We start from the raw sequence: 24,272 nt of genomic DNA on the forward strand, positions 1-24,272 counted from the left end.
TCATAACCAATGCTGTGGTGAATAATTCTGTCTGACGACACGGAGCAGGGTAATGATGTCATCTGCCGTTTGATCCAGCCCTTCCGCAGGTTGACCTGAACGACGGGTCTGATTCAGCAATTCCAGCCAGCTGTTATAACGTTGTTCAAACTGACGCATATAGACATAATCAAGCCAGTGTATTTCGGGCAGGATATGGGCAGGCAGATTTTGTGCAATAAGTTCTTCTACCCAAGCCCGGCAGGCAGGATCGGCAAAACGTGCGGTGTAGCTGGGCAGCACGATGCTGACACGATGTTCATAAAAACCGTCTTCAACATCTCTGTTGAGTTGCTGGTTGGCAGGGCGCAACAGCAAGTGTTCAAGCACATGCAAGCCTTCGCTTTGCTGACTGAGTTCTACCAGACGCTGGCGCAAGCCATGTGCATAATTGACCGCCTGATCTCTGGGCAGTGGAATGAGATGCCAGATAGGTTTGTCTGGCTCTACTTCCAGACATAGCCAAACTTTTTTGTCGGCACGTTCCACCAGACGGTAACGCTGTAAATCTACGCCTGCGCGCAACAACTCCACACAGATCATATCGTGCGGCAATCGTTTAACTACGGTTGTTTCCCCGGTTTTTTGCAATGGCAGGGGCAGGGCATGGCTATCGTTGGCTTTGTATTTTGGATGCTCACCCAGTTTTTTCTCATAGGTCTTGGCACTGACAAAGGCGGGGGAGGCAGACGAAAAATGCGCTGTCAAAGAGCGACCCAGGCTGGTTTCACCACATCCTAACAGCAATAATAATTTATGCTGCAAGCAAGCCCTGTTGGCTCCTGTCCAGTACGGTGCGTGCACATTCATGGCAGCACCACGCTGTGCACTCAATTCGCGTATATGTGCCAAAAATTTGATTTTGCTGTCTATGACGGTTTGGTCGTCGTGTTCATGGTGATACACATTAAAACGACGCAAAGCATCGGCGGGAAAAGATTCACCATACATGGCCAGCATGCTGTCCAGCACGCGGTTACGGCGGTCAATGAACGGGTCGAATTTGGACAGGATTTCAGCTGGCAGGCTGGGGCTCAGGGTATTGCGATATAAAGTCTCAACCAGTGGTATTTGCTGATTACCCAGCAGTTGAGAAAAATAACTTTGTTTTAAATCCGTATCCAGGGAATACAGATCAGGAATGCCCTGCAATGATTGCAGGTAATTCGCCATCATTTGTTCAAAAGCAAAAAGAAACCCCTTCAATTGCCTGGCGCGGGCATGTACTTCCGGTGGTTCTGAACCAGGCACACCATAGTGATTAATGCCGTAAATGGCAGGGGAGTGTTCTGCTATTGAAGAATATTCACGCAGAGGACGATGTTCACCTTGCGGCAGTTCGATTAACTCTTCCAGATTAACATCGTGCCGGCGAAAAGCATGGTGATTGAACTCGTGCTTCTTCAATATGATGCGCACTTGCTCCAGCAGGCTGACTTCCTGGGGGAGCATGAATTTTTGTCGAATGGGGTGATGCGTGGAAAATTGCTGATTGCCAGTCTGGGTGTAGACCAAGTGCATCAAATGCATCTGGTCCACACTGCGCGGAAAACCCAATACCGAGCAGCGCCTGGATTTCAGGTTGAGGCTAAGATGATCATATTTTTTACCCTGAGAATCGATCAATTGCAGATGGTGCACCTGTTTTACCCCTGGCATGCGACGCACCAGGGCGATCAGGCTGACGACATCGATGTTATTCGATGTCCGCGTAAAATATCTGTCATCAATGTAACCACGCCTGGTCAGAGGGCCATCCAGTAATTCTTCCCAGCTTTTACCTTCTGCCACTGCTTCTTCAAAACGGGTAAGGCGTGCACCGGAAGAAATCAGGGTCGCGCACTGGAAATAGATGTCGGCATATATTTCTGCAGCCGGTCGACTGTCATCAATTTCAATTTCGCCTGTCAGAAAATAAGTATCGGTTTGGACGATGTACACCTGGTCCAGATCCTGGCAAAGATTGCGATTATTGGCATACAGGGCAATGATGTCTTGCCTGACATCTTCAGGGCTGCGCTGTTCTATTTCAGATAAAGGTTGGTGCAATTTGACATAAATAGAAAACAGGCCTTCCAGTTTTTCACCCTGGTTATCGGTCTGTATCCAGATGTCGTCAATTTCCGGTACATGGTCGTAAATCAACTTGCAATAATCGATGGCGGTGACCGGGCGAATCGGCAATATGTCCTGAGGACGGTATAGCGCCTGGTGTTCAAAGTTGATACCGCCTGATTCCTGAGTCAAGAAATCTGCCACCGAAAATCCTGACCGGTACACCAGATCAGTCAAGCCATAGCACAGCATTTCCAGCAAAGTCACGCCTGGGTCATGGATATTGTAGTCTGTCCATGTCTGACCAGATAAAGCTTGCAGCAGTTCTACACCCTGACGGCGAAAGCCATCAAAATCAATTCCATCAAGATCTGCCTGCAGGCGCTTTATGTGGTCATCAGCCAGCATGTCGTCGCACCTCGCTCAATTTCAGTTGAGAATGCAATTGCTGGACTAACTGATGTACTCGGTTGTAGGGCATTTCCCCCAGCACTTCAATGATGAGGCGCAATTCGGCTACTGAAAATGTAAATTCTGCACTTCTGTCTAGAGGACTGCCAGCAGGCAGCAACTGACCGGCCTGCTGGTTCAGGTTGCCGATCAGCCCAAAGACCTGCTTGAATGGCCGTTCTACCAGACCCTCCAGTATCAGATTGCCTTGCGCCAGCGAGATAGTGATATGAATAGGGTTCATACTATGTTCACTTCTTTGTCTTTGCTGTCTGCGCCAGAGGGCGAGGTGCCAGTTTGGGCTTCTGGTCACTCTCCAGCATTTGGGTATCCAGCCAGAGTTGCGTCATGTGGTATTTGATCCAGACCTCATTCCCAAAGGTGCAACCCACCCGCATTTGCAATTTGAATTCAAACGGAGAATTGCTGTCAGTACCTATCCAGCGCAATTCTATGCGGCTGCATTTATTACCAAAATGGGTTTGGTGATAGGTAATATGTGGATTGGAATTGAAGGCATTCATGGCAAAGGCATGCATCAGGGCATAGCGGCCTTCGGCATCCTTGCCGCCCACACCGGCGACAACTTCCCAGGCCTGGCAACCAGTCATGGCCACGCTGACGTCATACCAGTTACCATCTGCCGGAACGGCCATTTTCCCTTCACGTCCCACCCGTCCGCGCGAAGCAATAAATCCGCCGACATCCAGTTCATGTCGTGGTGTACTTTGTCGTATGCCGACGCGGCTATGGGTCACGCCGTCATCATCGATCTGGCTGGACAGTGTCAGCAAGGGGCGATTTTTTTTCGCCTGAAAACTCAGGTTATTCGTACCCACGTCCAGACCCATGGACCACAGAGGTGTTCCTTCTACCGTGTTTTGATAGAAACTGAGCAATTTCCCATCACCCAACTGCGCAACTTTGAAGCCTTCATTCGCGGACTTTTCGAAGCCTTCGTCGAGCATGTTCAGCATGGATTCGATCAAATCTCCGAAGTCATCTTCGGTAGGCATTTTGCCGTGCTCAAACTGCTGCCTCAGCATGGCTCGGGTTCGTTTTTTCATAACTATTTCCTTGGCGGAATAATAAAGGTGGAGCCAATTCTCAATTCATTGATACCCACAGGTTTTGGTTCGGCTGATGCAAATTCATCCAGCAATACGATCCAGTGCTGATTCATGGGGACGGCAATACTCCACGGATAAATCGGATACAGGCTTTTCGTGCCGTGCACTTTCCTCGCATTGTCATCCATGCGAAAACGTAAATCAGTGCCTTGTCCAGTCGGGGTGATATGCAGCATGGAAAAACCGGTCACCGCCTCGACATAATCGAGATCCAGCAAAAAAGAGATCAAATCATGTTCACGTATACACCAGCCAAAATGCTGTTGATACCCAACCGGATGCCAGGGAGATAAAAAATCACACAGATATTGATTGATCTGGCTGCTGTACCAGCCGCCACGCAGTCCTGGCTTGAGTTTGATCTGGCAACGAACCTGGATTTCTTCATACACTGGGTTTTCCACACTGACCGTGGTGAAGGGGGGCGCGCAAGTTTCAATGAATTGTTGTACTTCATGGATCAGGTGACCGCTCAGCAAAGGGCGCTGATTAAAATGCCCGCCCATGTTCAGGTAGGGGAGGGGGATGATCAATATCTGACCACCGCGCAAGCGCTTGGCCGGATCGATGTCGCTGGACAGATTGGCAAAACACTTCACCTTGTGAATTTCAGGAAATTGCTCCAGTATCAGTAATTCATAATCACTGGCGGTCAGGGCACGGTTCTTGTGCCGCAATCTTTCGCTGACACGGGTGCGGAAACGCCTGACTGTTTCCGCGCTTTTGCCACCCACCGAATGTCGTATCTGCATGACTCGATCAATGCCAGGAACATTTTGCTTGCTGCGCGTAATACTCATTGCAGGCAATACCGCGCTGGCTTTGCTTGCCTGGTTGGCGCACCAGGTGAGCTGGATAGCCTGCGCATAAACGGAATACACGCTGCAAAAGCGTTCCATACCCACATTGGCCGAAACGCGCAGCCAGTAAACGCCTGCGGGCATGATGGTATTGTTGGTGTCTATATCGTCGGGCAAATTCAGACTGACAATGCCGCTGGTCATGAAGCCATCGGTAGAATCATCAATGATGTTTGCCCGTTCCAGTTTTTGCCAGCTGTTCCCCGACAGATACCACCATGACAGCCCGCTGTCTTTGATGCGGGTCATGGGTAGCGAATCTTCACGCAAGTAAAAATACAAGGTCAGGGCACCGCTCAGATCGCTTCCCTGTAATCCTATAAACAGATTGGCCGGATAATCATACTGGGGTACTTGATAGATCGCGCGCGAGTTGATGGCGACCATGGTTTCCGTACCCAGTGGATGCAAATGCACCATCTTGTCTTGAGTTGGTCTTTGTTCCAGCAGACGACTTTGCTCAAAGCGAATGGTGGAATGCGCCTTGTAATTCAGCACTATACTGCTGATCTGCGGCGTATACGGTGGATTGGGTAAGGCCTGCGCAAGACTAGCTTTCTTTTGCCTGGCGTTGTCGGTCAGTATCTGTGCCAGCAGCATGGGGTATTCCTGATGGCCGAATGCACCCTCGGGCGCTTCCAGAGTCAGTTTGAATAAACCAGCCATCGTTGCCGGTGTATAAGAGAAATTCTGCAATGCCGAGTCACTGCTATTGTACGGTAGCGGTTTATAGAACTGCAGCGCTGATTGATACGACAGCACACTGTCAGTCGCCAGTTGACTACTCTGACTGCCGTCGTCGCGCGCCATTTCGTCAAACAGGGTGATTTCCTCCAGACCCTTGATCCATTTGCCACCAGACAGGACAGAGACACTGGCCAGCACTTCGCCGCTTTTCATGGGATGGGCGTAGCCACGGTAATAAGCCGAAATACCGCCCAAATTGGTAGGCAGGCCATTCCATTCCACCTGAATTTCTGCATCATCAAGTTGCTTGCTAAGCGTTTCTTCGCAACCGACAATCAGATAGGAACCGACATTGGGTAAAGGGCCAAACGGCATGAAAGGTGACATGGCACTTAACTGGCCGATCTGATTGTGCAGTAATAACTGCCTGCAACCCTGTACGTCGACTTCCAGACGAATGTGATGCAAGACCCAGTTCTTTAGTAAATCATAGGGGTAACGATATTCGTTTTCGGTCATTTCAAACCGTGCTACCGGCAAATCTGTCCCATAATTATCACCATGCAGGCCGGCCTTGTAATTGCAAATGGCGGCAATGTCAGGTGGTAGCGAAAACTCTATGGACAGGCAGTCATCATCAATTGCACTATTGAGGCCAGTATATTCAGGACGATATTCTGTCACGCGATACCAGCCGGTAGCAGTGGTAAGTGAAATACGGAACATGCCCCGCAGCAGCTTGACGAAAATATCGTTCATGCGGACTAATTCACTCTGGGATGTATCGTATTCGTGTGCATTTTCAAGTGCAAAACGCCGCAAGCAGTCTTTTATGGTGTCACCTGCAGCATTTTGATATTGCAATAGCACGCGGACACGGCGCTGGCCTTCGCGTAATAAAAGCGTCTTGCTGGCGATGGCAAAACCGAATCTGGCTGCGGTGGCCCCGAAATTGCGCTCACCTGGCTTGGGCGCGCCCAATAGTGGCAGAGGGGGTAATTTCTCATGGTCTTTTTCGTTGCTGCCATCTGCCAATGCATTGACAGGCTGGGTATGGCAGGAAACCGATTCCAGTTGATGATCGATCACGCGCTGGTCAAAAAACAAGGTATGCAGCGCGGTGATTTTTGCATCATTCAGGGTGACTGCCTGGTCGTTGGCATAGATGATTTCATGCTGGTTATTGTCTATGCCGGCGATGAACTCCGTGGCTTTTTCAACAAAAATATGGCGCACCCCCGGCTTCGGTTGTATGACCACAAATGTATAGTCGGGGCGATGTGGGCGCTGTTCCATTTTCAGCATCTGATAATAATAAAAATCCAGATGTGCCTGCCCGAACTGATTCAGTCGTATCTGCAGTTTTTGGAACAATTGTATGAAGGTAATCAACAAGCTGCTACCAGGATCATGTTCCTGACTGGTCATTGATTGTGGCAACAGATGTCGCACACCGTTTTGCACGATTTGAATTGCTTGCGAAAATGCATGAAAATAGCTGCGCGTCTCAGTGACGGTATGCGCGCTGCCGGGTATTTTATCTTGTACGTTGGCGGGTTTGACTGCCAGCGCATTCAACAGGGGTAAGGCTGGGCGGCTGCGTGCAACAGATGTATCCCCGGAGCTGAGTTCAGCGGTCAGGTCAAGCATGGCCAGCATTTCCTTGTTCAGACCACGCAGTATGCTTTCCAGTAATTTGGTGATTTCATAGCCGGTGCGGCCATCTGTGCGCTTGGCGCAAGACAGCCAGTATTCCAGCAACCGTGCTAGCAGCAGCGGTGAATCCAGCGGGATAGAGCAGATTTGCGGAAATTCTATAGTCAAGTCATGTTGATACCAGGTCTTGCCCGGACTATAGTTTTGCAATCTTTGTTCAAAGCGCATCGCCAGTTGCTTCAGGTCCAGTGACAGGATATTTGCCAGCAAGACCACTTCATCTGCATGGAAGTATTGCTGCCAGTGACCGTCTTCACTGAGGTCAAGCTGATAAAACTTGACCATGCTGGCGTAGTCAACTGCCATGGTCAGTAACTCTTCAAAACGCATTTCATTGAGTTTGAAGTAATCACCGCTCAAAGCTGGCAAACGACGTTGAGCCTGGCTGCGGCCATCACTGATCAAGAGTCTGGGCTGCGTCACGTCGGCACCTCATGCTTATTCCTGAACATTGGTGCCTTCCCGGAAATAGAACGGATACACCAGGTTATAACGGGTGTTGGTCGTGACAATGCGATAAATCAGTTCAATATTCAGCCGTCCTTCGTAGATATAACTGTGGTCGGTTTCTATTGCCTCCAGTACTACCCGGGGTTCGTAGAAAACGACGGCGCGCCGTATCAAGTCTTTCAGTACGGTAATGGTGCTTTCATTCAGATTTTCGTAAATCTGTGCTTTCAGCCCGCAGCCAAAATTGGGCTGCATGACTCTTTCCCCTGGCGTGGTGGATATCAGTATCAGCAGGCTTTGACGAATATCTTCCTCGGCACTGATCATCCGGACGTTGCCGCGCTTGCTGAACTCGGGAGGGAAGCTCCAGCCTGTGCCTAAAAATGAAGCATTGTTTTCCATGGTCACGATTCCGAATTGAGCCTAGCCACCGATAATGACAGTTGGAAAACCAAAGACGATATTGCCGCCATGTGCCGTATTGTCACCTATCCTGGCGGACGGCATTTTGCCTATGAATACCGTCATTGACCCCTTCACGATACTGTCAGGAGGCCCGACACAAACACACATGTCGCCTACCACGGCGGCTGGCAAGCCGCCAATCAATACTGTAGGAACACAGGGGCCGCTGATAGGGCCGCCTACATGCGGAACCGGTGGCACGCCGGGCGTTACCATCGGGCATGCATGCATATCTGTTATACGTGCGGCTGGGGGCATCGCTTTTCTCCGTTTCAGTTAATCATCACGATGGCGCCGCGCACGGTGGTCTGGCCACTGGCAGACAATTCTGCCGTAGCGGTTCCTTTGGCTGTGAAGCCTATATTCGCAGTATTGGTGATATTCAGTCCCTTCGTCGTGACATCCATCTGGGCAGTGGTATCCACATTTTGCACCGCTGAGATCGTGATTTTTCCTGCTGCATTAATAGTGATGTCTTTCGGGCTGTCCAGCAAGATACCGCTTGGACTCAATTCCACCTTGTTCATGTTCTCGTCTTGTAAGAGAATGGACTTGGTATCGTCGCTGATGACTATCTTGTTGTTGGCGGGGGTGATCAGTGTGATGACTTTTTTCTCTTCATCGAATTCCATCTTCAGTTTGCTGCGCGTCACCAGTGCCTTGTAGTTATTCGCGTCCGCCAGGACATAGGCAGGCGTATGCTTGCTGCTGTACAGGCTGCCGAGAATGACTGGGCATGATGGGTCATTATTAAAAAATCCCAATATGACTTCATCGCCGATTTCAGGAATGATGAAAGCACCAAACCCTGCCGAGCCGTAAAAACTGGCAAACCGGGCCCATACGCCGACCGTTTCTGCGTTCATCAAAGGGACTGAAACCTGGATCTTGTATTGATTTTCCGGGTCACCTTCCAATTTCAGGACGACGCCAATATGCAGGCCGCACACACCGGATGTCCAGCCCGCTGCTTCGGGCGCGTGGGTCTGGTAGTCTTCCGTGAACCAATACGGCGGCATCCCAAATTCGACTTCTGTCACCCAGTTACCGTCGATCAGGTGATGAAACACATTGGTGGCCAACACGTTGCCATTAAAATGCTTGCCTACGTTTTTTAGTTCCAGCACCACGCCAGGTTTGGTGCTGGCATTTCCCTGATAACGCATTCTGCCGCGTATTCTCGACAAGCCGGATTTCAATTGCTGCGCCTTGGCCCAGTTGGTCAGTGTTGCAGATTCCAGGTTGGCAGCTGATTGCAAACCGAAATCGGCTACACCCAGGACCTTGGCTAGTTCTGCGGCAGCGATATCGCCCTGAGTGGTTAAACTTGCCGGTGTTGCTGTTCCCTGAACGATAGCCTGGGTTGCCATATCCCAACTGGTGCTGGTGACATTGCTCAGTTGCCAGCGGGCGTCCAATTCGGCATGGAACTCCATCAGATCGATACCGTAGGTCAGTGTCAGGACTGGTGTACCGGTCGTCAAAGGGGCCTTGATACTGACAGTGCCGGCATCAACGATTACCAGAAAGCCGTTGACTTCGGCCCGGGCCATCATATAGTCCCAGTCAGTCACATAGTATTGCACCAGTTCTTTATAGGTGACTGTGGTTGCTGCCACATCAGCGGTCAAGCCGTTATAGTTACCGATCAGCGCAGTCATGATGTCACTGTCAGTCTGATTGACAAAATTGGCATTTTTTCGACCAACTGTCATTGCCAGCGCCTGGTCGCGGCATTCTATGACCAGCCGAGCATAATTGTCGCCGGTAATCTTGACGGAATGTTTAATCACCACGCCGGTGAAAATGACCTCAGTCGTGAGGTCATAGCCGGCATTGATCACGATCTTGGTGCCGGGTTTGAAATTACCTGCATCGGCGATGGGAAACAGGCCATTTGGCATGTCGCCATCCAGTACCGTGATGATGGCAGTGGGTATGCGGTTGGTACTATGATTAGTCTCTACTGACACGATTTGAGCCGCGTCAGGAGCTGGCTTGCCATCACAAGTGATGGTCAATGTCAGTACGCCAGTGCTATTTGTAAATGGGGAATTTGCCATCTGCTTTCTTTTCTTGAACAATCATTTCAGCGCATCTGCTCAGACAGGCTTACGCTATGAAAGCGGAGGAAAACGTAATTTTGTTCCAGGTTGCAAGGTCCTGAAACAGGTCAGACGGTTGATACGGGCCACTTCCAGGTAATAGGAGCAATCGCGATAAATTTTGTAGCATAAAAGGGGCAGGGTATCGCCTGCTTTGACTTCCACCAAATGCGTCAGGTCGGGAGAATTAATTTTGGCCTCATTGACGATTTCTGCGGCACTGACATATTCGATAAACGTCAGCGTGACTTTGGCCCGCAGTGGTTCGCCGCTGGGTTTGAACAGGGTATAGTCAAATTTAAGGCCCTCAACACGACCGTAGAAAATCAGCATTCCCCATACCACTTGCACAATCGGTGCCTCATGCTTGGAGCCGACATAGGTGTACACGGTGTTACGCAAGGCATCAATCTGCTGGATGACTGTCTGGGTAGTACCCGGCACGGCACCTGTCCCATCCAGTACCATTTCTTTCAAGGTCAGCTTTTCAGGCTGGCTGGCAGAAAATTTTGTTTCATTGCCAGGCTGACCCAAGGCCTGATTTTTTGAATAGCGGATCGTAAAATCATGACCATAACCAGATGGATTCATCAACGCCGTAAACGCAGTACGGCTGCTATCAACACTGATGGTCCCTTCGGTGGATACGGTACAGGGGGCTATGGTCAGCAGGGTTTTTTGTCCTGATGCGGCCGCGGTGGTTGCTGGCATATTCAGCGCTCCCCACGTTCGCGGAGCAGGGATGCAATCAATTGTTTGCATTCCATTAGGATTTCGTCTTTCAGTACCTGTTTTTCCTGGAGATTGATTTCTGTATCCAGGATTTCACGTTGCACGATGGTGGACTTGATCAGCAGTTGTTTGATTTCAATTGACATATCATGCTCCTGATCTATTTGGTACGTTGTGAATAGGTATAACTGAATGTGATCTTCTCGATTGCGACATCATTTTTGGTAGAGCTAAAGCTTTCCACGTCCCATTTGATTGGATAGGCACCAAAGAACTCCCAAGTTCTGAGTACTTCGGTTGCTGTTGTACTGCCGGGTGCCATAGTGTTACTTTTAAGATTGACAATGATCGTTTGAGGAACGATCAATTGCATGAATTCACCCTCCAGTACCGCCTTGCACCAGACTACCAGCGGCGACTGAAGGGTGGCTATACCGCGTTTGAGTTCCAGATTGCCATGTTTCATCTTCACCGGCAGTTGGTGCACAAAGCGGTTTTCACCACCTTCCACCACGGATTCGGTTTCAATTTCTGTGCCAATTCCCGACACTTCACTGAACGAAGTATCGGGAACCTGAACACCATTGCCAATCGTTACTGAAAAATAGAACGCTGGTGGTGGATATCCATTATCAAAAAAATCATTGATCATTTATTCTTGATGGTCAGGCCTTCGTGCACGATTTCTATGGTTTCTATTGCCACTTCATTGCCTTCTGACTTCAGGTCTGTGCTGGTGATCTTGGTTGGCCATGCATTGCTCAGTTCCCAGATCATGGCGTCACCACCTTTTTCATCCAGCAAACTGATCGTTACACTGATACGCTCAATGGTGTTGAGCTTGATCTGATCCAGCCAATCCCAGAACTTGTTATCACCCTTGAAGACACCTTTTTTCATGGTGATATTGCTGTATTTTTTCATGCCAGGCATTTTGACTACTGAAAATATCGGACTGTTTCCAGAGCGGTATTTGATCTCTTCTGATTGCACATCCAGACCAGATACTTCCTGAAACGCCATTTCATTTTTGCCCCACATTACTTTGAAATAGAATTTCGGCATGGGCCATACTGTTTTCGATTGCGTCTTTCCGTCGTCTGCCATAATTTGCCTCTATCTTTTAAAAATTTAAAAAAATTAAATGAGCCCAGGGCAAGCTAATGTTTACCTTGGTGCCATATCAAAATACTGGATCAGGATTTTTGCATTTGCTGCTGGAATGTGATTTCAATAAATTCGGCAGGGCGGCTGATTGCAACCAATACGGTAATGCGCATGATGCCTTCCAGAATATCTTCCGGCGTCATGGTTTCACCCAGACCGACGTGGACGCTGAATGCATCGTCCGGGCTTGCGCCAGCCAGACCACCACGTTTCCAGATACCGTTCAGGAAATTGCTGATCATGCTCTTCATGGTGACCCAGGTTCCAGACACATTGGGTTCAAACACGAAGGCTTTACTTGCCAGACGAACAGACTCTTCCAGCATGATCATGGTGCGGCGTACATTGATGTAGCGCCAGTCAAGACTATTGCCGTCCAGTGTGCGTGCACCCCATACCAGCGTGCCTTCGCCAATGAATGGACGAATGGCATTAATGGATTTTCCTGATGTGGTCACGTTCAGGTCTTCCTGTTCGTCATGGGTCACATTGACGGCAGGTGCAACAACTTCATTCAGGCTGACATTGGCAGGTGCTTTCCAGACGCCGCGGGAATTATCCACCAGCGTGTAGATGCCAGCCATGGCACCGGAAGGTGGCAGCAAGTTGAGTTTTTTCTTGATAGTCAGCAAGATATTGCCGTAACCAGGGCTGACCACGAACAGTGTTTTATGCAATTCTTCATGTGACAGATAGTCAGGCTTGCTTGGGTCACCTTCAACACCGACTTTGGCGATGACAGCCAAAATGCTATCTTTCTTGTCTTGCGCCAAGGGGCTTTGATTAACTTCAGCAGTCAGCACTTCCTTGAACTTGGCGACGTCAGTCAGATTGTTGTAATCGAGATCTGATGTTTGAACAATCGATGTATCAACCCATGGATAATACGCTGCGCCGTAGTTGAGGAAGTTGGTGCCTAGAGCATCGCGGAAATTGGCGATGCAGTCACCCACAGTCGGGTCTTTGCGATCGCGATAACCGTTATACACGTCCAGGATAGCAAAGCGGTTTTTCATTTTGCTGCCGCAGTGCATGAGGCTGGCTTGTTGCAGGGCGATGCAGTCTTCCTGAGCCAAAGACATGGCGTCTGGAATGACGACCATGGTAGGTTCCTGTTCTTTGAGCAGCTTATCAATACCGCTGGCCAGTTTGGGTTTCTCTATGCTTTCACCATAAGTGCCGACGGAGACGATATAGCAGGCACCGCCGCCATTCTTGAAAAACAGCATCATGCTGTAATACAGAAAGTAACGAGCATCTTTTTCGGCCAGCACGTATTCATTATTGCCAATTTTGAAATCACTTACCGGGGTAGGCTTGCCTTCTTCCTTGGCTGGCAAGTCCTTAATGTCGAATTGATCTTTGGGCCTGTATCCATAATATTCATGGAATTCAGACATTGAAGTAATGCGCCACGGTTTGTCCGCCAGGGAAGTGCCTTTGTTGTCTGCTTTCTCGGTATAGCCGATGAAGGCAGGAACTGCAGTAGCGACTTCAACTACTGAGTTGGGAAAGGCGTTCTTTTCAACGATATAGACACCGGGGGTTTTATACGCGCCAGCCATATGTGTTCCTTTGAAAATTATTGATGAATATAAATTTCCGCAACAAGCAAGTTTTGCCCATCCGGACCTCTTTCTTTGCCAATTTTGTTAACATTTGCGTTTGGCAGTCGCTTGATCAAAACCTTGCCCGCCATACCAATTTCCCGCAATTGAAACTGCTGCACCGGCATGTACTGCATGGGAATCGCCGTTTGAGAAATCAAGGCAGAGCTTGAATCAGTAGCTGTCTGCGTTGAAGCTTCAAAAACGATGCCGGTCTTTCCTTCATTTGCATCCAGATCCACTATCTGCATTTGTTTTCTGGCTAGGGAGCCAGTAAAAAAATACTTCCAGCGTATCGTTTTGGATTTCAGGTGAATTGCATAACACCTGGAAACCCGGTCCTGCTGTACTGCCTGGTTGAAAACTTCTGCTTCTGATAAAAGAATGTTGATGGAAAAGTGCGCTTTCTTAGATTGAAATCCGAGGCTTTGGCGCACCGTTTCCGGTCGGAAAGGGGGGCTAATTGAGGTCGGCTGCAGGTTGACAATATCTTCCTGCACAAGTCCTTCGTTGCTGAAACAAACTGGGGGATTCAAAGGCCAGTCAGTATAAAAAGAAAATTGTGGGTCGTCACAATGGATTTCATAACTGAATCGCAGGGAATTATTCCCAGCAGCGCGTGCCAGTGTGGCATCACGGGTGTCGTCCGTATTAAGGTTTTGTTCAGCACCAGAGGAAGTAATTGACTGGTCTGATTCTCGCCATATTTCGATACCCTTATCAACCGGGCGCACGACCAGCCTATACTGTTTTTCCAATGCTGCACATTCTGGCGTTGGAGTAAAACGCCAACGTGCTCCAGAGCTGCCAGCAAAAAAATCATGCTCAATGGCAATGGAAAAAAGAGGTAGGAAGCGTGCCATAGATCACCTAGCCCGCAACTTGATTTCGGGTATCGATAATGACCGGAACCTGTCCTATGACAGTTGCGGCATCCATGCTAATCATGCGTACTTTATAGAATACCGAGGGCAGATAACGGCCACCAAGCAAACTCCAAAGATTGTTCAAATCAGGGATTTTTAGATTTTCAATATCCAGTATCAGTTTTTCTATCCTGGTATCCAGTCCTGGGCTGTTATGCTGGTCGAAAATGGCATGTTGCTGGAAAAAACTGACTGCATTGGAAATGGTCTTAAGGGCTTCTGCATAATTGCCGCCACCAAAGTTGGCTGCCATCATCAGGTACAGGTTCAGATAAAGTGGGTTACTGTGAACCAGAACTCTTTCATCGTTGCTACGTTGAGGCAAACCAGTGCGGTAGGGAAGGGTATCTTTTTCAATGTTAACCAGCATCAACACCAGCTTGTTGCTGGCGTGGGGGGCGACACTGCCGTCAAGTTCAACCAGATTTGATACAACTACCAGGTCTTCAACCGAGTGATAATTGTTTCTGAAGTGTTGATTTAACTGACCTGCCAAATGACTGATTGCTGCATTGATCATTGCTTAATCCTGCGTCACAAACTTTTTTGTTCAGCCGCTCGACCAGAGACGGGTAAGACAGAATTGCCAGATTTTTATTGTAAAAATCTATTACAAATAATACATACAAGAGTAACATGTTACTTAATTTACGCACAATATATAATTATTCGTTTTTTTATTTCTGATGTGGCAATTTTGCCTCATGACATCTTGTCGTTAACTTGGTGAGATTGTATGGAAATTGAACTCCAAAGAATCAGAAACGGTCGCGTTTTTGATTGTTTTGGTAAATAGATTCAAGCTTGAATCTACGCCAGTGAGAGGCGCAGTTGATGGTAGTGTGCTGGCGGTAAATGTAGTAATGCACCGAGGCAACTATGGCATCAGCGTGTCAGGTAAAAAACTGGAGTGATGCCGTCTTACTTGCGCATCAATATAGTGAAGTCGTCAGGCAAATAGCCACTGATGAGTTTGGTATGAGGATCGAGCTTGCGGCAATACGTCAGTACTTCATCCTTGAGATAACCGCATAGCATTTCATCCTGTCCAAATACCTCTGCGTCCAACAAATTAAACGCGACCCCCTTGCCGGCAATTTTCCACATTTGAGAAATAATTTGCCAAGGATGTAACACATTTTCAGAGCGGTAATTCAAGCTGCCAGAGGCAATGACGATATCGACTTCAGGCAAGCCAGTGGTCAGAAAATCGGATTGAAAAAATTGCGTGTTGGGAAGATGTCCCAGTCGGTCCTGTGCTGCTTCGACGAATTCTTTCAGAAAATCCACGCCAAGGTAAATGAAGTTCTTAAAGCGTTCATCCAGAAATGGTTTCAGATCACCATAGCCGCAACCCAGGTCTAATATAGAGCAACCAGAAAAATCACCCCAGGTACACAAGGTCTCAAAACGTTTGGTCTGGCTTTCCGGACCACGAAAACCCAATGCCTGCAATGTGCTTCCACCCAGGCGATGTCTGTGAAAGGCTTGTACGCTTGCTTTTTCCAGGAGTTTCATTGCTCGGCACCAGCAGTTGAAAGGTGATCCTGATTTTAATCCATAAGTTGCAATGACAACATGGCTAACGCTCTTGTTGAATAAATAAAAAAGCGAAGATCTGGATATTTCCAGAATCTTCGCCTGCAAGCCAGAACATACTTCAGTTGAACAGCATTCGGGGCAGGGTTGCCATGAATATGCATTTATGCGGCAATTTTATGTTCAGCCCAATGATAGGACATTGCTGCGCTAGGGATGCCAACTGAATTGGTGTTTTCCGAAGACATGGTGATATGCCGCAAATATTCTCCGGCAGCCTGTCTTTGACGTAACTCATCTGCAAATTTCAGGGCGGCAACCATGTCGCCTGATTGAAATTCCTTGCATTGAGACATTTTTATTTGGTTATGGATTTCTATCCAGAATACAGCAAACATGTTGACCTCCCTTCCTTAAGATAAAAAACAATAGAAGCAGGGATGGAATATCCCTGAACTCCTGAATATGCTGACGTTGTCATGCTGTACTTGCCTGACCGCCAGCCCCGGTAAATTCCGGGAAATATATGAAGCTGTTGATAAAGATGTTTCCGTGATTACTTGCCAACCACGACCGCTTGCGCGGGTTTCACTGCTGAGCCTGCTGAAACATATCCAGCAGAAGGTAAAACAAAAAAGCCCGAAGCTTTTAAGGGCATCCGGGCTTTTCAGCTTGGGGTAAGTGGGAGCTGGTTTTAACTTGCTCCCGCTACCTGAAGGTTTTCCCTTCGGATGCGGCTATACGGTGTTGAATACGCTTTAAAACTGATTGACTGGGACTGCTCGTTGCGAATATGTTTGCTGCGGCGGTTGATATTGCCAATGCCGTTGCTAATATCGTTATCAACGCGCGTATTCAGGTTCGTATTCAACTTATTAATAATGCTTGCAGCACGGCTATACATTGCGACGACAATTTGTGCCACGCCCACATCGATTGTTAGTGTTACCGGCAGGGCACACGCTGACGCCAAGCCCTGCGCTGTTGGGCGCATGCTTTGTTTCAGTTGTGGGAGCCAGGTAGTCTTCACTATCAATCCTAAAAAATTAGCGGCCAAATGCCGGAAATGTCTTGTATGTTGGAGCCGTTTATGCTTACTACATGTGATGATTTGATCTTGCCATAGTTAATTAAAAAAATCTAGCTTGTCATGGCGAAATAATGGTATTCAATGTTGTTTTTATGCGGCATCCGCAAAACGCATGCAAGTCCTGTATCATCGCAGCCGTCGAAGTGAGGTTCGATCATGCCCAATATACATACCGAAACACCGAATTCATCAGCACCACATCAGCGTATTAAAGCTGAGATGCGTATCCGCGAATTAATGGCGGAAAACAAGATACGCTCGGTGTCTGCTCTGCATCGTTTGCTGATAGCCAAACGGGTGACGGTCTCGCATTCCCAGTTGTTGCGTATTGTTGATAACAAGGCAGAACACTGGAAAGTGGAATTCATTGAAGCTTTTGCCGAGTTGTTTAATTGTTCGGTGCAGCAACTGTTCAGGTTTGAGCTGGTCAGACAAACTGATGCCAGTAATATGCAGCCTGGTGACGGAGTCAATCAGCAATCAGCTGATTGAACCTTGGTATCCCGGCATGCAAATCAACATTTAAAGACGCGATGCTGCCAGTTTGGCCAAGTCCAGCAATTGTGCATCGCTCAGATTGGCTTTGCCTGCTTTATTCCATCCCATGGATTGTATCCAGACTGCCTTGCCACTCTTTTTAAACACCACGTAGGGAATGGGGGAACCAGGCTTGGTCTGAAATGCATCCGAACCCAGTCCGCTGATGCTGCTGCCAAACTTGCCATATTGCTTGTTCCAGAAATCAAACATTGAGGCATCTTGTATCATCACCATGGTGATCAGTTTTTTGTCGGTGTTGGCAAAGTTAAGTTCGCCACCCGCACCCTTGGCCGGGTCTTTGGCAACTGATTGCACACCAGTTAATCCTGTCGTTTTTTCTATGTCTGCTGTGGTCAGTAAGTCGGCAGCTGTGGCGGTGCAACTCAGTGCCAATAGTAACAGGCTAACGAAAAGTGATTTCAGGTGCACGGTCATGGTATTCCCTTTCAAGTAGCGAGACGTGAAGAGCAAGTTCTATAGTGTAATCAAAATTGAATTGTTTTTTCTGCATCCTAACATAGGCTATCAGCATCAACTGGAATTTGATTTCAGTTCATGAAGCCGTCATAAAAAAAGTGTATAGTACTCATAGCTGCTGTACATGCAACCGATATGCATGATGGCAGTGAGGTGGGCCTTGTTCGTGTTCAAACGAACAAGCCACCGTCCGGATACCTGATTTTGACGTGAAAGCATTAGTCTGCTTTCACGTTTTTATTTGTGCGTGGCATATTGCTCGCGGAAATTGCCCGGGCTGGTGCCTGTCCATTCCTTGAACGCATGATTGAACGTGCTTTGTTCCTGATAACCGAGCAGGAAGGCAATATCAGTCAGGCTGTACTCTGATGTCTGTAGGTAATCTTCCGCCAATTCCTTTCGAACATTATCCAGCAATTGCTGGAAGCTGATGCCAGCTTCACTAAGCTTGCGTTGCAGTGTGCGCTGGCTTAGCGCGAGCTCTTGCGCAATCAGCGGCAGTCTGGCCTGGTCTTGCGCCAGTTTGCTGGCAATGGCTGCACGTACCAATGCAACGACGCCGCTTTCAGTTTGTAAACGCCGCTTTTCCCTGAGTAAATGTTCTGCATGCTGCTGTAATACCGGGTACATGCTGACATCAGTATTCGGCACCTGCCAATCCAGCAAGGCTGTCGGGAAGCGAGCGCAATTCAAGTCAGCATCAAAATGCACGTCTGGCCCAAATACTCTGTGGTACTCATCCAGTTTGCCGGGTGAGGCATGCATAAAAAGAACCGGGACATACGGCAAAGTGGATCCGGCAAACCAGTTACCAAATATGCGAACGCCAGCGAAGACACTTTCTACCAGATGTCTGCTGGCATGTGGGAAATGGCTATGCCATTGATATTCTGTCAGATCGGCATCCGTCACCAGGCTGGAACGACCCAGATCATGCGCCAGGCTTTCATACCGCATGGTGTGCTGGAAGGCTTGCCCAAAATCCTTACAGCTCATGAGTATCATGCCGTACACATTATAGGTACCCAGCTTGACACGCTCGCCGGTATGCAAGCCAAAAAAAGGGTCGTCGCTAAGCAGGGCAGCTGCATCCAGCAATTTTACATAGTCTGTCGCAGCTATCGATTCACGCATATGTGTCAGCGCATTCTCATCCATACCTGCCAGTGTCGCCAAACTGCGCAGGCACAAACCATGTTCTCCGGCCAAATCCAGCAAAGGTTGCAGGTATGCAGCGGCAACACGTCCAGATGACGTATTGCCCAGATGCATAGTGCTGGCGTGATTTGGCATATTAAAACAAAACCCCTGTCATGAATGCACAAGACATTCGTTGAATGCTTGCTTAAGCTGGAAACCCTGCTTGTGAGTCAACAGACGATGCAACAAGTATACCAATTGAAACTTAAATGGAAGAGTAAAAATGCGACGTTGGAATGGCTGGGGGGACGACAGTATCACATTTGCCTTGAATGCAGATGCACTGGAATTTTTGCGTGACCGCATAGGCATGGGCGTTGTACCGACTGACGCAAAGCTGAATCAGCTTTGCCAGCAAGTACCAGTAAGCAGGCTGCTTGAGCACGCCCTGATTGATACCAGTCCAGAGATTCGCCTGCGACACAGCAGCGGACAGAGCGTACCAGACTGGTTAAAAATGCGTTACGGTAAAATACAGCCCTTCCCCGATGGCGTCGCCTACCCGGAAAGCAGTGAAGAACTACGTACGCTGCTGAATTATGCAAGCCTGCACAATATCACCCTGATCCCCTACGGTGGTGGTACCAGTGTTGTCGGCCATCTGCAAGTCATCGCGAATGATTATCCGGTACTGAGTGTAGACATGTCACGCTTGTGCGGCCTGCTTGACCTGGATAAAGAAGCGCAACTGGCACGCTTTGGTGCTGGCACATTCGGCCCTGATATTGAGGCGCAACTGCGCGCGCATGGGTATACCCTCGGGCATTTCCCACAATCGTTTGAATATTCCACCTTGGGTGGATGGGTGGTTACACGTTCTTCCGGGCAGCAATCCCTGGGATATGGCCGCATAGAAAACCTGTTTGCCGGTGGCAGGGTGGAAACACCGCAAGGGCGATTGGATATCCGCTCATTTCCTGCTTCGGCAGCCGGGCCGGATTTGCGTGAAATCCTGCTGGGTTCTGAAGGGCGCATGGGCATATTGACAGAAGCCACGGTACGCATACGTCCTTTACCGGCATGTGAAGAATTTCATGCCGTCTTTTTTCCTGACTGGGATGCAGCACAATCAGCCATCAGGGCCATTGTACAGGCCGACCCCGGTTTATCCATGCTGCGCTTGTCCAATGCTACCGAAACGCTGACCAGCCTGACATTGGCAAGCCACAAAAAAATGATAGGCGTGCTGGAGGCTTATCTGCGCCTGCGTGGCTACGGATCAGAAAAATGCCTGCTGTTGCTAGGAGCCAGTGGCGACGCCGCACATGTGCGACATGTCATTAAATCGGCAATAAAAATTGCACAACGCTGGCAAGGTGTACATGTTGGCCGTCGTATGGGCGAAAAATGGAAGCAGGGGCGTTTCAAGAATGTTTATCTGCGCAATAGCCTATGGGAGCAAGGCTATGTCGTGGACACAGTAGAAACTGCCTGCGACTGGCCCAAAGTCAAAGGCATGATGCTGGGTATGGAGCAGGCAGGCAAAGACGTTATGGATAGCGAAAATGAGAAGCCACATGTATATACCCATTTGTCCCACCTGTATGCGCAGGGGGCCAGCGTCTATACCACCTTCGTCTATCGGCTGAGTGGTGATTTTGATCGCGATCTGGCGCGCTGGTACAAACTTAAAACCGCCGTCTCCAAATTCATCGTGTCTCATGGTGGCACCATCAGTCATCAACATGGCGTTGGTCACGATCATGCTCCTTATCTTGCTGCAGAAAAGGGTGTGTTGGGCATGTCCAGTATGCGTCAACTGTACCAGCATTTTGATCCGCAAGGCATCATGAATCCAGGCAAACTATTGCCGACAGAAAAAGCCTTGCCATGAAAGCAGAAGACAGTAAACAAGACAGGCAAGCCGACCATATCGCGGACTTGTTGGGCGAAGACTGGGATGTGCTGGTGATAGGTGGCGGCATTACCGGTGCTGGCATTTTGCTGGAAGCAGCAAGACGAGGCTGGAAGGCTTTGCTGGTCGAGCAAAAAGATTTTGCCTGGGGTACGTCAAGCCGTTCTTCCAAGCTGGTGCATGGTGGGCTGCGCTATATGCAGCAAGGAAAAATGGGACTGACGCTGGATTCTGTCCGCGAAAGACAACTGCTTTTACAATCGCTTGCAGGCCTGGTTGACCCGCAAAGTTTTGCTTTTGCCCATTACAAAGGGCGCAAGCCTGGGCGCTGGCTGTTTTCTTTCGGGTTGGCCATTTATGACTGGATGGCAGGCAGACACGGACAAAAAAATACCCATCGTTACCACCAGTCACAAGACTTTTTGATGCTGGCACCGCATATTGAGCGTCGTGAACTGCTGGGGGGCTTGTGCTATCAAGATGCCAAAACCGATGATGCACGTCTGGTATTACGGGTCTTGCAAGGAGCCAGCGCAAAAGGCGCGCAAGCATTGAATTATGTATGTGTCGAAAATATCTTGTATCGTGATGACCACGCTTACGGCGCATCATTGATCGATGCACGCGACAAGCGGCGGTATGAAGTAAAGGCGAAAGTCATCATCAATGCGACTGGTGCATGGGCCGACAAGCTGTCCCCGCAACAAACGCCAGCTTGCACATTGCGCCCCTTGCGCGGCAGTCATCTGCTGTTGTCCGCCTGGCGCTTGCCTGTGGCGCAAGCCATCAGTTTCATGCATCCGCACGATGGCAGGCCAGTATTTGCCTACCCATGGGAAGGTATCAGCCTGGTGGGTACCACCGATGTTGACCACCGTGACGGTTTGAAGACCGAAGCAAGCATGACAGCAGAAGAGGTCAGTTACCTGATGCAGGCACTGGATTTCCAGTTCCCGCAATTGCAGATCACACAGGACGATGTGATTTCCTGCTACGCTGGCGTACGCCCTGTCATTGATGGTGGCAAGGCAGACCCATCGAAAGAAGGGCGTGACCATGCCATATGGCTGGATAAGGGATTATTGACCGTCACCGGCGGCAAGCTGACGACCTTTCACCTGATCGCGCTGGATGTTATGAAAAAAATTACACCTTTGCTTCCAGTGTCGACATCTGGTGTCACAGACATCGCTTTATTTCCTGACACACTCACCTTGCCCAACGATATACGGCTGGACAAAACAAAGAAGATGCGCCTGCAAGGGCATTATGGGGCTTTGGCCACTGCCGTATTGACCGCAGCAAGGGCCGGGGAGTTGGAATACATACCTGGCACCCTGACCATGTGGGTAGAGTTACGTTGGGCTGCACGTTGCGAAGCCGTTGTGCACCTGGAAGACTTGCTGTTGCGCAGAACCCGCATAGGTCTGCTGTTACATCAAGGTGGGCTGGCCTTGTTGCCACGTATCAGGTTAATCTGTCAGCCGGAATTACAATGGCATGATGCACGCTGGGACGCAGAGCAGGCGGATTATCTGCAACTATGGAACAGGTATCATGCATTACCAGCCAGCAGTACGCAAAGTTTTACTGACATCAACACAAAAGATCAATGTCCGAACAAACAATTTTAGCCATAGACAATGGTACTCAGAGCGTCCGGGCCATCCTGTTTGATTTGCGCGGCAATATCGTTGCCAAATCACAGGTGCCGCTGAATGCCTATTTTTCGGCGCATCCCGGGTGGGCTGAACATCACCCTGAAGATTTTTGGCAGGCAGTATGCCTTGCCTGCCAGCGCTTGTGGCAAATGCCAGGTATTGCGCCAGCCAATGTGCTGGGCGTAGCAGTGACTACACAGCGCGCTACAGTGATCAATCTGGATAAGCATGGGCAGCCCCTGCGCCCGGCCATGACGTGGTTGGATCAAAGACGTACCGACATAGTGCCTGCCGTGAATCCCCTGTGGCTTACCGCTTTCAAACTCGCCGGGGTTGCCAGCACCATTAATTTTTTCAGAAGCGAGGCAGAAGCCAACTGGATCAAGGCCCATCAACCAGAAATTTGGGACAAGACAGATAAATACCTGATGCTGTCAGGCTATCTGAACCATCGTCTGTCTGGCAATTTTATCGATTCCGCAGGCTCGCAAGTCGGCTATATTCCTTTTGACTACAAAGCCCTTAAATGGGCTGGCAAGCTCGACTGGAAGTGGCAGGCACTGGCGGTCAGGCGAGAAACCTTGCCCGAACTGGTAGCGCCCGGCACCGTCATGGGCCATATCACCGAAGCCGCCGCTGCCGCAACCGGCATACTTGCCGGCACACCTTTGTTAGCGGCAGCTGCCGACAAGGCATGCGAAGTTATTGGTGCTGGTTGCCAGCAGCCAAACATAGGCTGCCTTAGCTATGGCACGACAGCCACCATCAACACCACCAGCAAAAAATATTTGGAAGTCACACCCTTCATACCGCCTTACCCGGCAGCGATTCCCAATTTCTATAGCACCGAAGTACAGATTTTCCGTGGCTATTGGATGGTCAACTGGTTCAAGGAACAATTCGGTCATCACGAGCAATTGCAGGCAACAGAGCAGGGCATCGCCCCCGAAGCGCTGTTCGATGAACTGGTGAATGCCGTACCACCAGGCTCGATGGGCCTGATGCTGCAACCGTACTGGTCACCAGGCATCAAGATACCGGGGGCAGAAGCCAAAGGAGCCATCATCGGTTTTGGTGACGTGCACACCCGTGCCCATATGTACCGCGCCATACTGGAAGGGTTGGCCTATGCCCTGCGCGAAGGCAAAGAACGTATAGAAAAACGTAGCGGTGTCGCCATTACCGAATTGCGCATTTCTGGTGGAGGCTCACAAAGCGACGCAGCCATGCAGCTCACTGCCGATATTTTTGGCTTGCCGACTTCACGTCCGCACGTCTATGAAACCTCTGGTCTGGGGGCTGCAATTGATGCAGCAGTAGGCTTGGGCCTGCATCCGAATTTTGATGTCGCCATCAAGGAAATGACACGCATAGGCAAAACGTTCGAGCCGATTGCCCACCACCATCACATCTACAACGAGCTATACCATCGCGTGTACCAAAAAATGTACACCCGCCTGCAACCTTTGTATAAAGAGATACAGCAAATTACCGGCTACCCCAAAATGCATTGATATGGCA

General features: G+C 49.3%; 23 protein-coding genes. 4 read left to right on the forward strand and 19 right to left on the reverse strand.

The window, feature by feature from the left end:
• From AC1RVX_RS20300 to AC1RVX_RS20380, 17 genes are all read right to left on the reverse strand, one after another.
• Entirely contained in the window at positions 1 to 2,502 is a 2,502-nt protein-coding gene (locus tag AC1RVX_RS20300) for a hypothetical protein (protein ID WP_493218417.1), read from the reverse strand.
• Positions 2,492 to 2,788: a hypothetical protein gene (locus AC1RVX_RS20305; protein ID WP_493218418.1), complete on the reverse strand. Its 297-nt coding sequence runs from the start codon at positions 2,786 to 2,788 to the stop codon at positions 2,492 to 2,494. The genes AC1RVX_RS20300 and AC1RVX_RS20305 overlap by 11 nt, the downstream gene beginning before the upstream one ends.
• A gap of 7 nt (positions 2,789 to 2,795) precedes the next feature.
• Complete coding sequence (locus tag AC1RVX_RS20310; protein WP_493218419.1) at positions 2,796 to 3,611, reverse strand: hypothetical protein; 816 nt, start codon at positions 3,609 to 3,611, stop codon at positions 2,796 to 2,798.
• A 2-nt stretch (positions 3,612 to 3,613) separates the two neighbouring features.
• Positions 3,614 to 7,360, reverse strand: coding sequence for a baseplate J/gp47 family protein (locus tag AC1RVX_RS20315; RefSeq protein WP_493218420.1), 3,747 nt, complete (start codon positions 7,358 to 7,360; stop codon positions 3,614 to 3,616).
• A 15-nt stretch (positions 7,361 to 7,375) separates the two neighbouring features.
• Positions 7,376 to 7,789: a GPW/gp25 family protein gene (locus AC1RVX_RS20320; RefSeq protein ID WP_493218421.1), complete on the reverse strand. Its 414-nt coding sequence runs from the start codon at positions 7,787 to 7,789 to the stop codon at positions 7,376 to 7,378.
• Positions 7,790 to 7,810: 21 nt separating this feature from the next.
• On the reverse strand, positions 7,811 to 8,110 hold the full coding sequence (locus tag AC1RVX_RS20325; protein ID WP_493218422.1) for a PAAR domain-containing protein: 300 nt from the start codon (positions 8,108 to 8,110) through the stop codon (positions 7,811 to 7,813).
• A 14-nt stretch (positions 8,111 to 8,124) separates the two neighbouring features.
• A complete protein-coding gene (gene vgrG, locus AC1RVX_RS20330) occupies positions 8,125 to 9,915 on the reverse strand; it encodes a type VI secretion system tip protein VgrG (protein WP_493218423.1) in 1,791 nt (596 codons plus the stop codon).
• A gap of 54 nt (positions 9,916 to 9,969) precedes the next feature.
• Entirely contained in the window at positions 9,970 to 10,668 is a 699-nt protein-coding gene (locus AC1RVX_RS20335; RefSeq protein ID WP_493218424.1) for a CIS tube protein, read from the reverse strand.
• A 2-nt stretch (positions 10,669 to 10,670) separates the two neighbouring features.
• Positions 10,671 to 10,835 carry a DUF5908 family protein gene (locus AC1RVX_RS20340; RefSeq protein WP_493218425.1) on the reverse strand — a complete coding sequence of 55 codons (165 nt, stop codon included), beginning with the start codon at positions 10,833 to 10,835 and terminating at the stop codon, positions 10,671 to 10,673.
• Between the two features lie 14 nt (positions 10,836 to 10,849).
• Positions 10,850 to 11,341, reverse strand: a complete 492-nt coding sequence (locus AC1RVX_RS20345; protein ID WP_493218426.1) for a phage tail protein — start codon at positions 11,339 to 11,341, stop codon at positions 10,850 to 10,852.
• On the reverse strand, positions 11,338 to 11,796 hold the full coding sequence (locus tag AC1RVX_RS20350) for a phage tail protein (RefSeq protein WP_493218427.1): 459 nt from the start codon (positions 11,794 to 11,796) through the stop codon (positions 11,338 to 11,340). The genes AC1RVX_RS20345 and AC1RVX_RS20350 overlap by 4 nt, the downstream gene beginning before the upstream one ends.
• Before the next feature lie 89 nt (positions 11,797 to 11,885).
• Positions 11,886 to 13,421 carry a phage tail sheath family protein gene (locus AC1RVX_RS20355; RefSeq protein ID WP_493218428.1) on the reverse strand — a complete coding sequence of 512 codons (1,536 nt, stop codon included), beginning with the start codon at positions 13,419 to 13,421 and terminating at the stop codon, positions 11,886 to 11,888.
• A 17-nt stretch (positions 13,422 to 13,438) separates the two neighbouring features.
• A complete protein-coding gene (locus AC1RVX_RS20360; protein ID WP_493218429.1) occupies positions 13,439 to 14,326 on the reverse strand; it encodes a hypothetical protein in 888 nt (295 codons plus the stop codon).
• A gap of 7 nt (positions 14,327 to 14,333) precedes the next feature.
• On the reverse strand, positions 14,334 to 14,909 hold the full coding sequence (locus AC1RVX_RS20365; protein WP_493218430.1) for a Pvc16 family protein: 576 nt from the start codon (positions 14,907 to 14,909) through the stop codon (positions 14,334 to 14,336).
• A 401-nt stretch (positions 14,910 to 15,310) separates the two neighbouring features.
• Positions 15,311 to 15,907: a class I SAM-dependent methyltransferase gene (locus AC1RVX_RS20370; protein WP_493218431.1), complete on the reverse strand. Its 597-nt coding sequence runs from the start codon at positions 15,905 to 15,907 to the stop codon at positions 15,311 to 15,313.
• 185 nt (positions 15,908 to 16,092) lie between these two features.
• Positions 16,093 to 16,326, reverse strand: a complete 234-nt coding sequence (locus AC1RVX_RS20375; protein ID WP_493218432.1) for a hypothetical protein — start codon at positions 16,324 to 16,326, stop codon at positions 16,093 to 16,095.
• A gap of 296 nt (positions 16,327 to 16,622) precedes the next feature.
• Positions 16,623 to 16,958, reverse strand: coding sequence for a hypothetical protein (locus tag AC1RVX_RS20380; protein WP_493218433.1), 336 nt, complete (start codon positions 16,956 to 16,958; stop codon positions 16,623 to 16,625).
• Positions 16,959 to 17,174: 216 nt separating this feature from the next.
• On the opposite strand from AC1RVX_RS20380, the gene AC1RVX_RS20385 reads away from it, so the two are divergent.
• A complete protein-coding gene (locus tag AC1RVX_RS20385) occupies positions 17,175 to 17,510 on the forward strand; it encodes a helix-turn-helix domain-containing protein (RefSeq protein ID WP_493218434.1) in 336 nt (111 codons plus the stop codon).
• 30 nt (positions 17,511 to 17,540) lie between these two features.
• Here the strand turns inward: AC1RVX_RS20385 and AC1RVX_RS20390 are convergent, their stop codons facing one another.
• A complete protein-coding gene (locus AC1RVX_RS20390) occupies positions 17,541 to 17,993 on the reverse strand; it encodes a hypothetical protein (RefSeq protein WP_493218435.1) in 453 nt (150 codons plus the stop codon).
• Between the two features lie 279 nt (positions 17,994 to 18,272).
• Entirely contained in the window at positions 18,273 to 19,328 is a 1,056-nt protein-coding gene (locus AC1RVX_RS20395) for an AraC family transcriptional regulator (protein WP_493218436.1), read from the reverse strand.
• A gap of 130 nt (positions 19,329 to 19,458) precedes the next feature.
• Between AC1RVX_RS20395 and AC1RVX_RS20400 the strand changes: the two genes are divergently transcribed.
• The 3 genes from AC1RVX_RS20400 to AC1RVX_RS20410 are packed head-to-tail and all read left to right on the forward strand — an operon-like array spanning position 19,459 to position 24,265.
• Positions 19,459 to 21,069, forward strand: a complete 1,611-nt coding sequence (locus AC1RVX_RS20400) for an FAD-binding oxidoreductase (RefSeq protein WP_493218437.1) — start codon at positions 19,459 to 19,461, stop codon at positions 21,067 to 21,069.
• A complete protein-coding gene (locus AC1RVX_RS20405) occupies positions 21,066 to 22,724 on the forward strand; it encodes a glycerol-3-phosphate dehydrogenase/oxidase (protein ID WP_493218438.1) in 1,659 nt (552 codons plus the stop codon). The genes AC1RVX_RS20400 and AC1RVX_RS20405 overlap by 4 nt, the downstream gene beginning before the upstream one ends.
• A complete protein-coding gene (locus AC1RVX_RS20410; protein WP_493218439.1) occupies positions 22,703 to 24,265 on the forward strand; it encodes an FGGY-family carbohydrate kinase in 1,563 nt (520 codons plus the stop codon). The genes AC1RVX_RS20405 and AC1RVX_RS20410 overlap by 22 nt, the downstream gene beginning before the upstream one ends.
• Positions 24,266 to 24,272: the final 7 nt, after the last annotated feature.

This window comes from Undibacterium sp. GW821-FHT11B02 (assembly GCF_058808955.1).

Excerpts from the sequence above, each read along its gene's own strand:
- AC1RVX_RS20320 (WP_493218421.1), bottom strand. The coding sequence starts at position 7,789 with ATGGAAAACAATGCTTCATTTTTAGGCACAGGCTGGAGCTTCCCTCCC.
- AC1RVX_RS20335 (WP_493218424.1), bottom strand. The coding sequence starts at position 10,668 with ATGCCAGCAACCACCGCGGCCGCATCAGGACAAAAAACCCTGCTGACC.
- AC1RVX_RS20325 (WP_493218422.1), bottom strand. The coding sequence starts at position 8,110 with ATGCCCCCAGCCGCACGTATAACAGATATGCATGCATGCCCGATGGTA.
- AC1RVX_RS20360 (WP_493218429.1), bottom strand. The coding sequence starts at position 14,326 with ATGGCACGCTTCCTACCTCTTTTTTCCATTGCCATTGAGCATGATTTT.
- AC1RVX_RS20385 (WP_493218434.1), top strand. The coding sequence starts at position 17,175 with ATGCCCAATATACATACCGAAACACCGAATTCATCAGCACCACATCAG.
- AC1RVX_RS20310 (WP_493218419.1), bottom strand. The coding sequence starts at position 3,611 with ATGAAAAAACGAACCCGAGCCATGCTGAGGCAGCAGTTTGAGCACGGC.
- AC1RVX_RS20365 (WP_493218430.1), bottom strand. The coding sequence starts at position 14,909 with ATGATCAATGCAGCAATCAGTCATTTGGCAGGTCAGTTAAATCAACAC.
- AC1RVX_RS20410 (WP_493218439.1), top strand. The coding sequence starts at position 22,703 with ATGTCCGAACAAACAATTTTAGCCATAGACAATGGTACTCAGAGCGTC.
- AC1RVX_RS20395 (WP_493218436.1), bottom strand. The coding sequence starts at position 19,328 with ATGCCAAATCACGCCAGCACTATGCATCTGGGCAATACGTCATCTGGA.
- AC1RVX_RS20375 (WP_493218432.1), bottom strand. The coding sequence starts at position 16,326 with ATGTTTGCTGTATTCTGGATAGAAATCCATAACCAAATAAAAATGTCT.
- AC1RVX_RS20345 (WP_493218426.1), bottom strand. The coding sequence starts at position 11,341 with ATGATCAATGATTTTTTTGATAATGGATATCCACCACCAGCGTTCTAT.
- AC1RVX_RS20300 (WP_493218417.1), bottom strand. The coding sequence starts at position 2,502 with ATGCTGGCTGATGACCACATAAAGCGCCTGCAGGCAGATCTTGATGGA.
- AC1RVX_RS20405 (WP_493218438.1), top strand. The coding sequence starts at position 21,066 with ATGAAAGCAGAAGACAGTAAACAAGACAGGCAAGCCGACCATATCGCG.
- AC1RVX_RS20355 (WP_493218428.1), bottom strand. The coding sequence starts at position 13,421 with ATGGCTGGCGCGTATAAAACCCCCGGTGTCTATATCGTTGAAAAGAAC.
- AC1RVX_RS20370 (WP_493218431.1), bottom strand. The coding sequence starts at position 15,907 with ATGAAACTCCTGGAAAAAGCAAGCGTACAAGCCTTTCACAGACATCGC.
- AC1RVX_RS20340 (WP_493218425.1), bottom strand. The coding sequence starts at position 10,835 with ATGTCAATTGAAATCAAACAACTGCTGATCAAGTCCACCATCGTGCAA.
- AC1RVX_RS20305 (WP_493218418.1), bottom strand. The coding sequence starts at position 2,788 with ATGAACCCTATTCATATCACTATCTCGCTGGCGCAAGGCAATCTGATA.
- AC1RVX_RS20390 (WP_493218435.1), bottom strand. The coding sequence starts at position 17,993 with ATGACCGTGCACCTGAAATCACTTTTCGTTAGCCTGTTACTATTGGCA.
- AC1RVX_RS20350 (WP_493218427.1), bottom strand. The coding sequence starts at position 11,796 with ATGGCAGACGACGGAAAGACGCAATCGAAAACAGTATGGCCCATGCCG.
- AC1RVX_RS20400 (WP_493218437.1), top strand. The coding sequence starts at position 19,459 with ATGCGACGTTGGAATGGCTGGGGGGACGACAGTATCACATTTGCCTTG.
- vgrG (WP_493218423.1), bottom strand. The coding sequence starts at position 9,915 with ATGGCAAATTCCCCATTTACAAATAGCACTGGCGTACTGACATTGACC.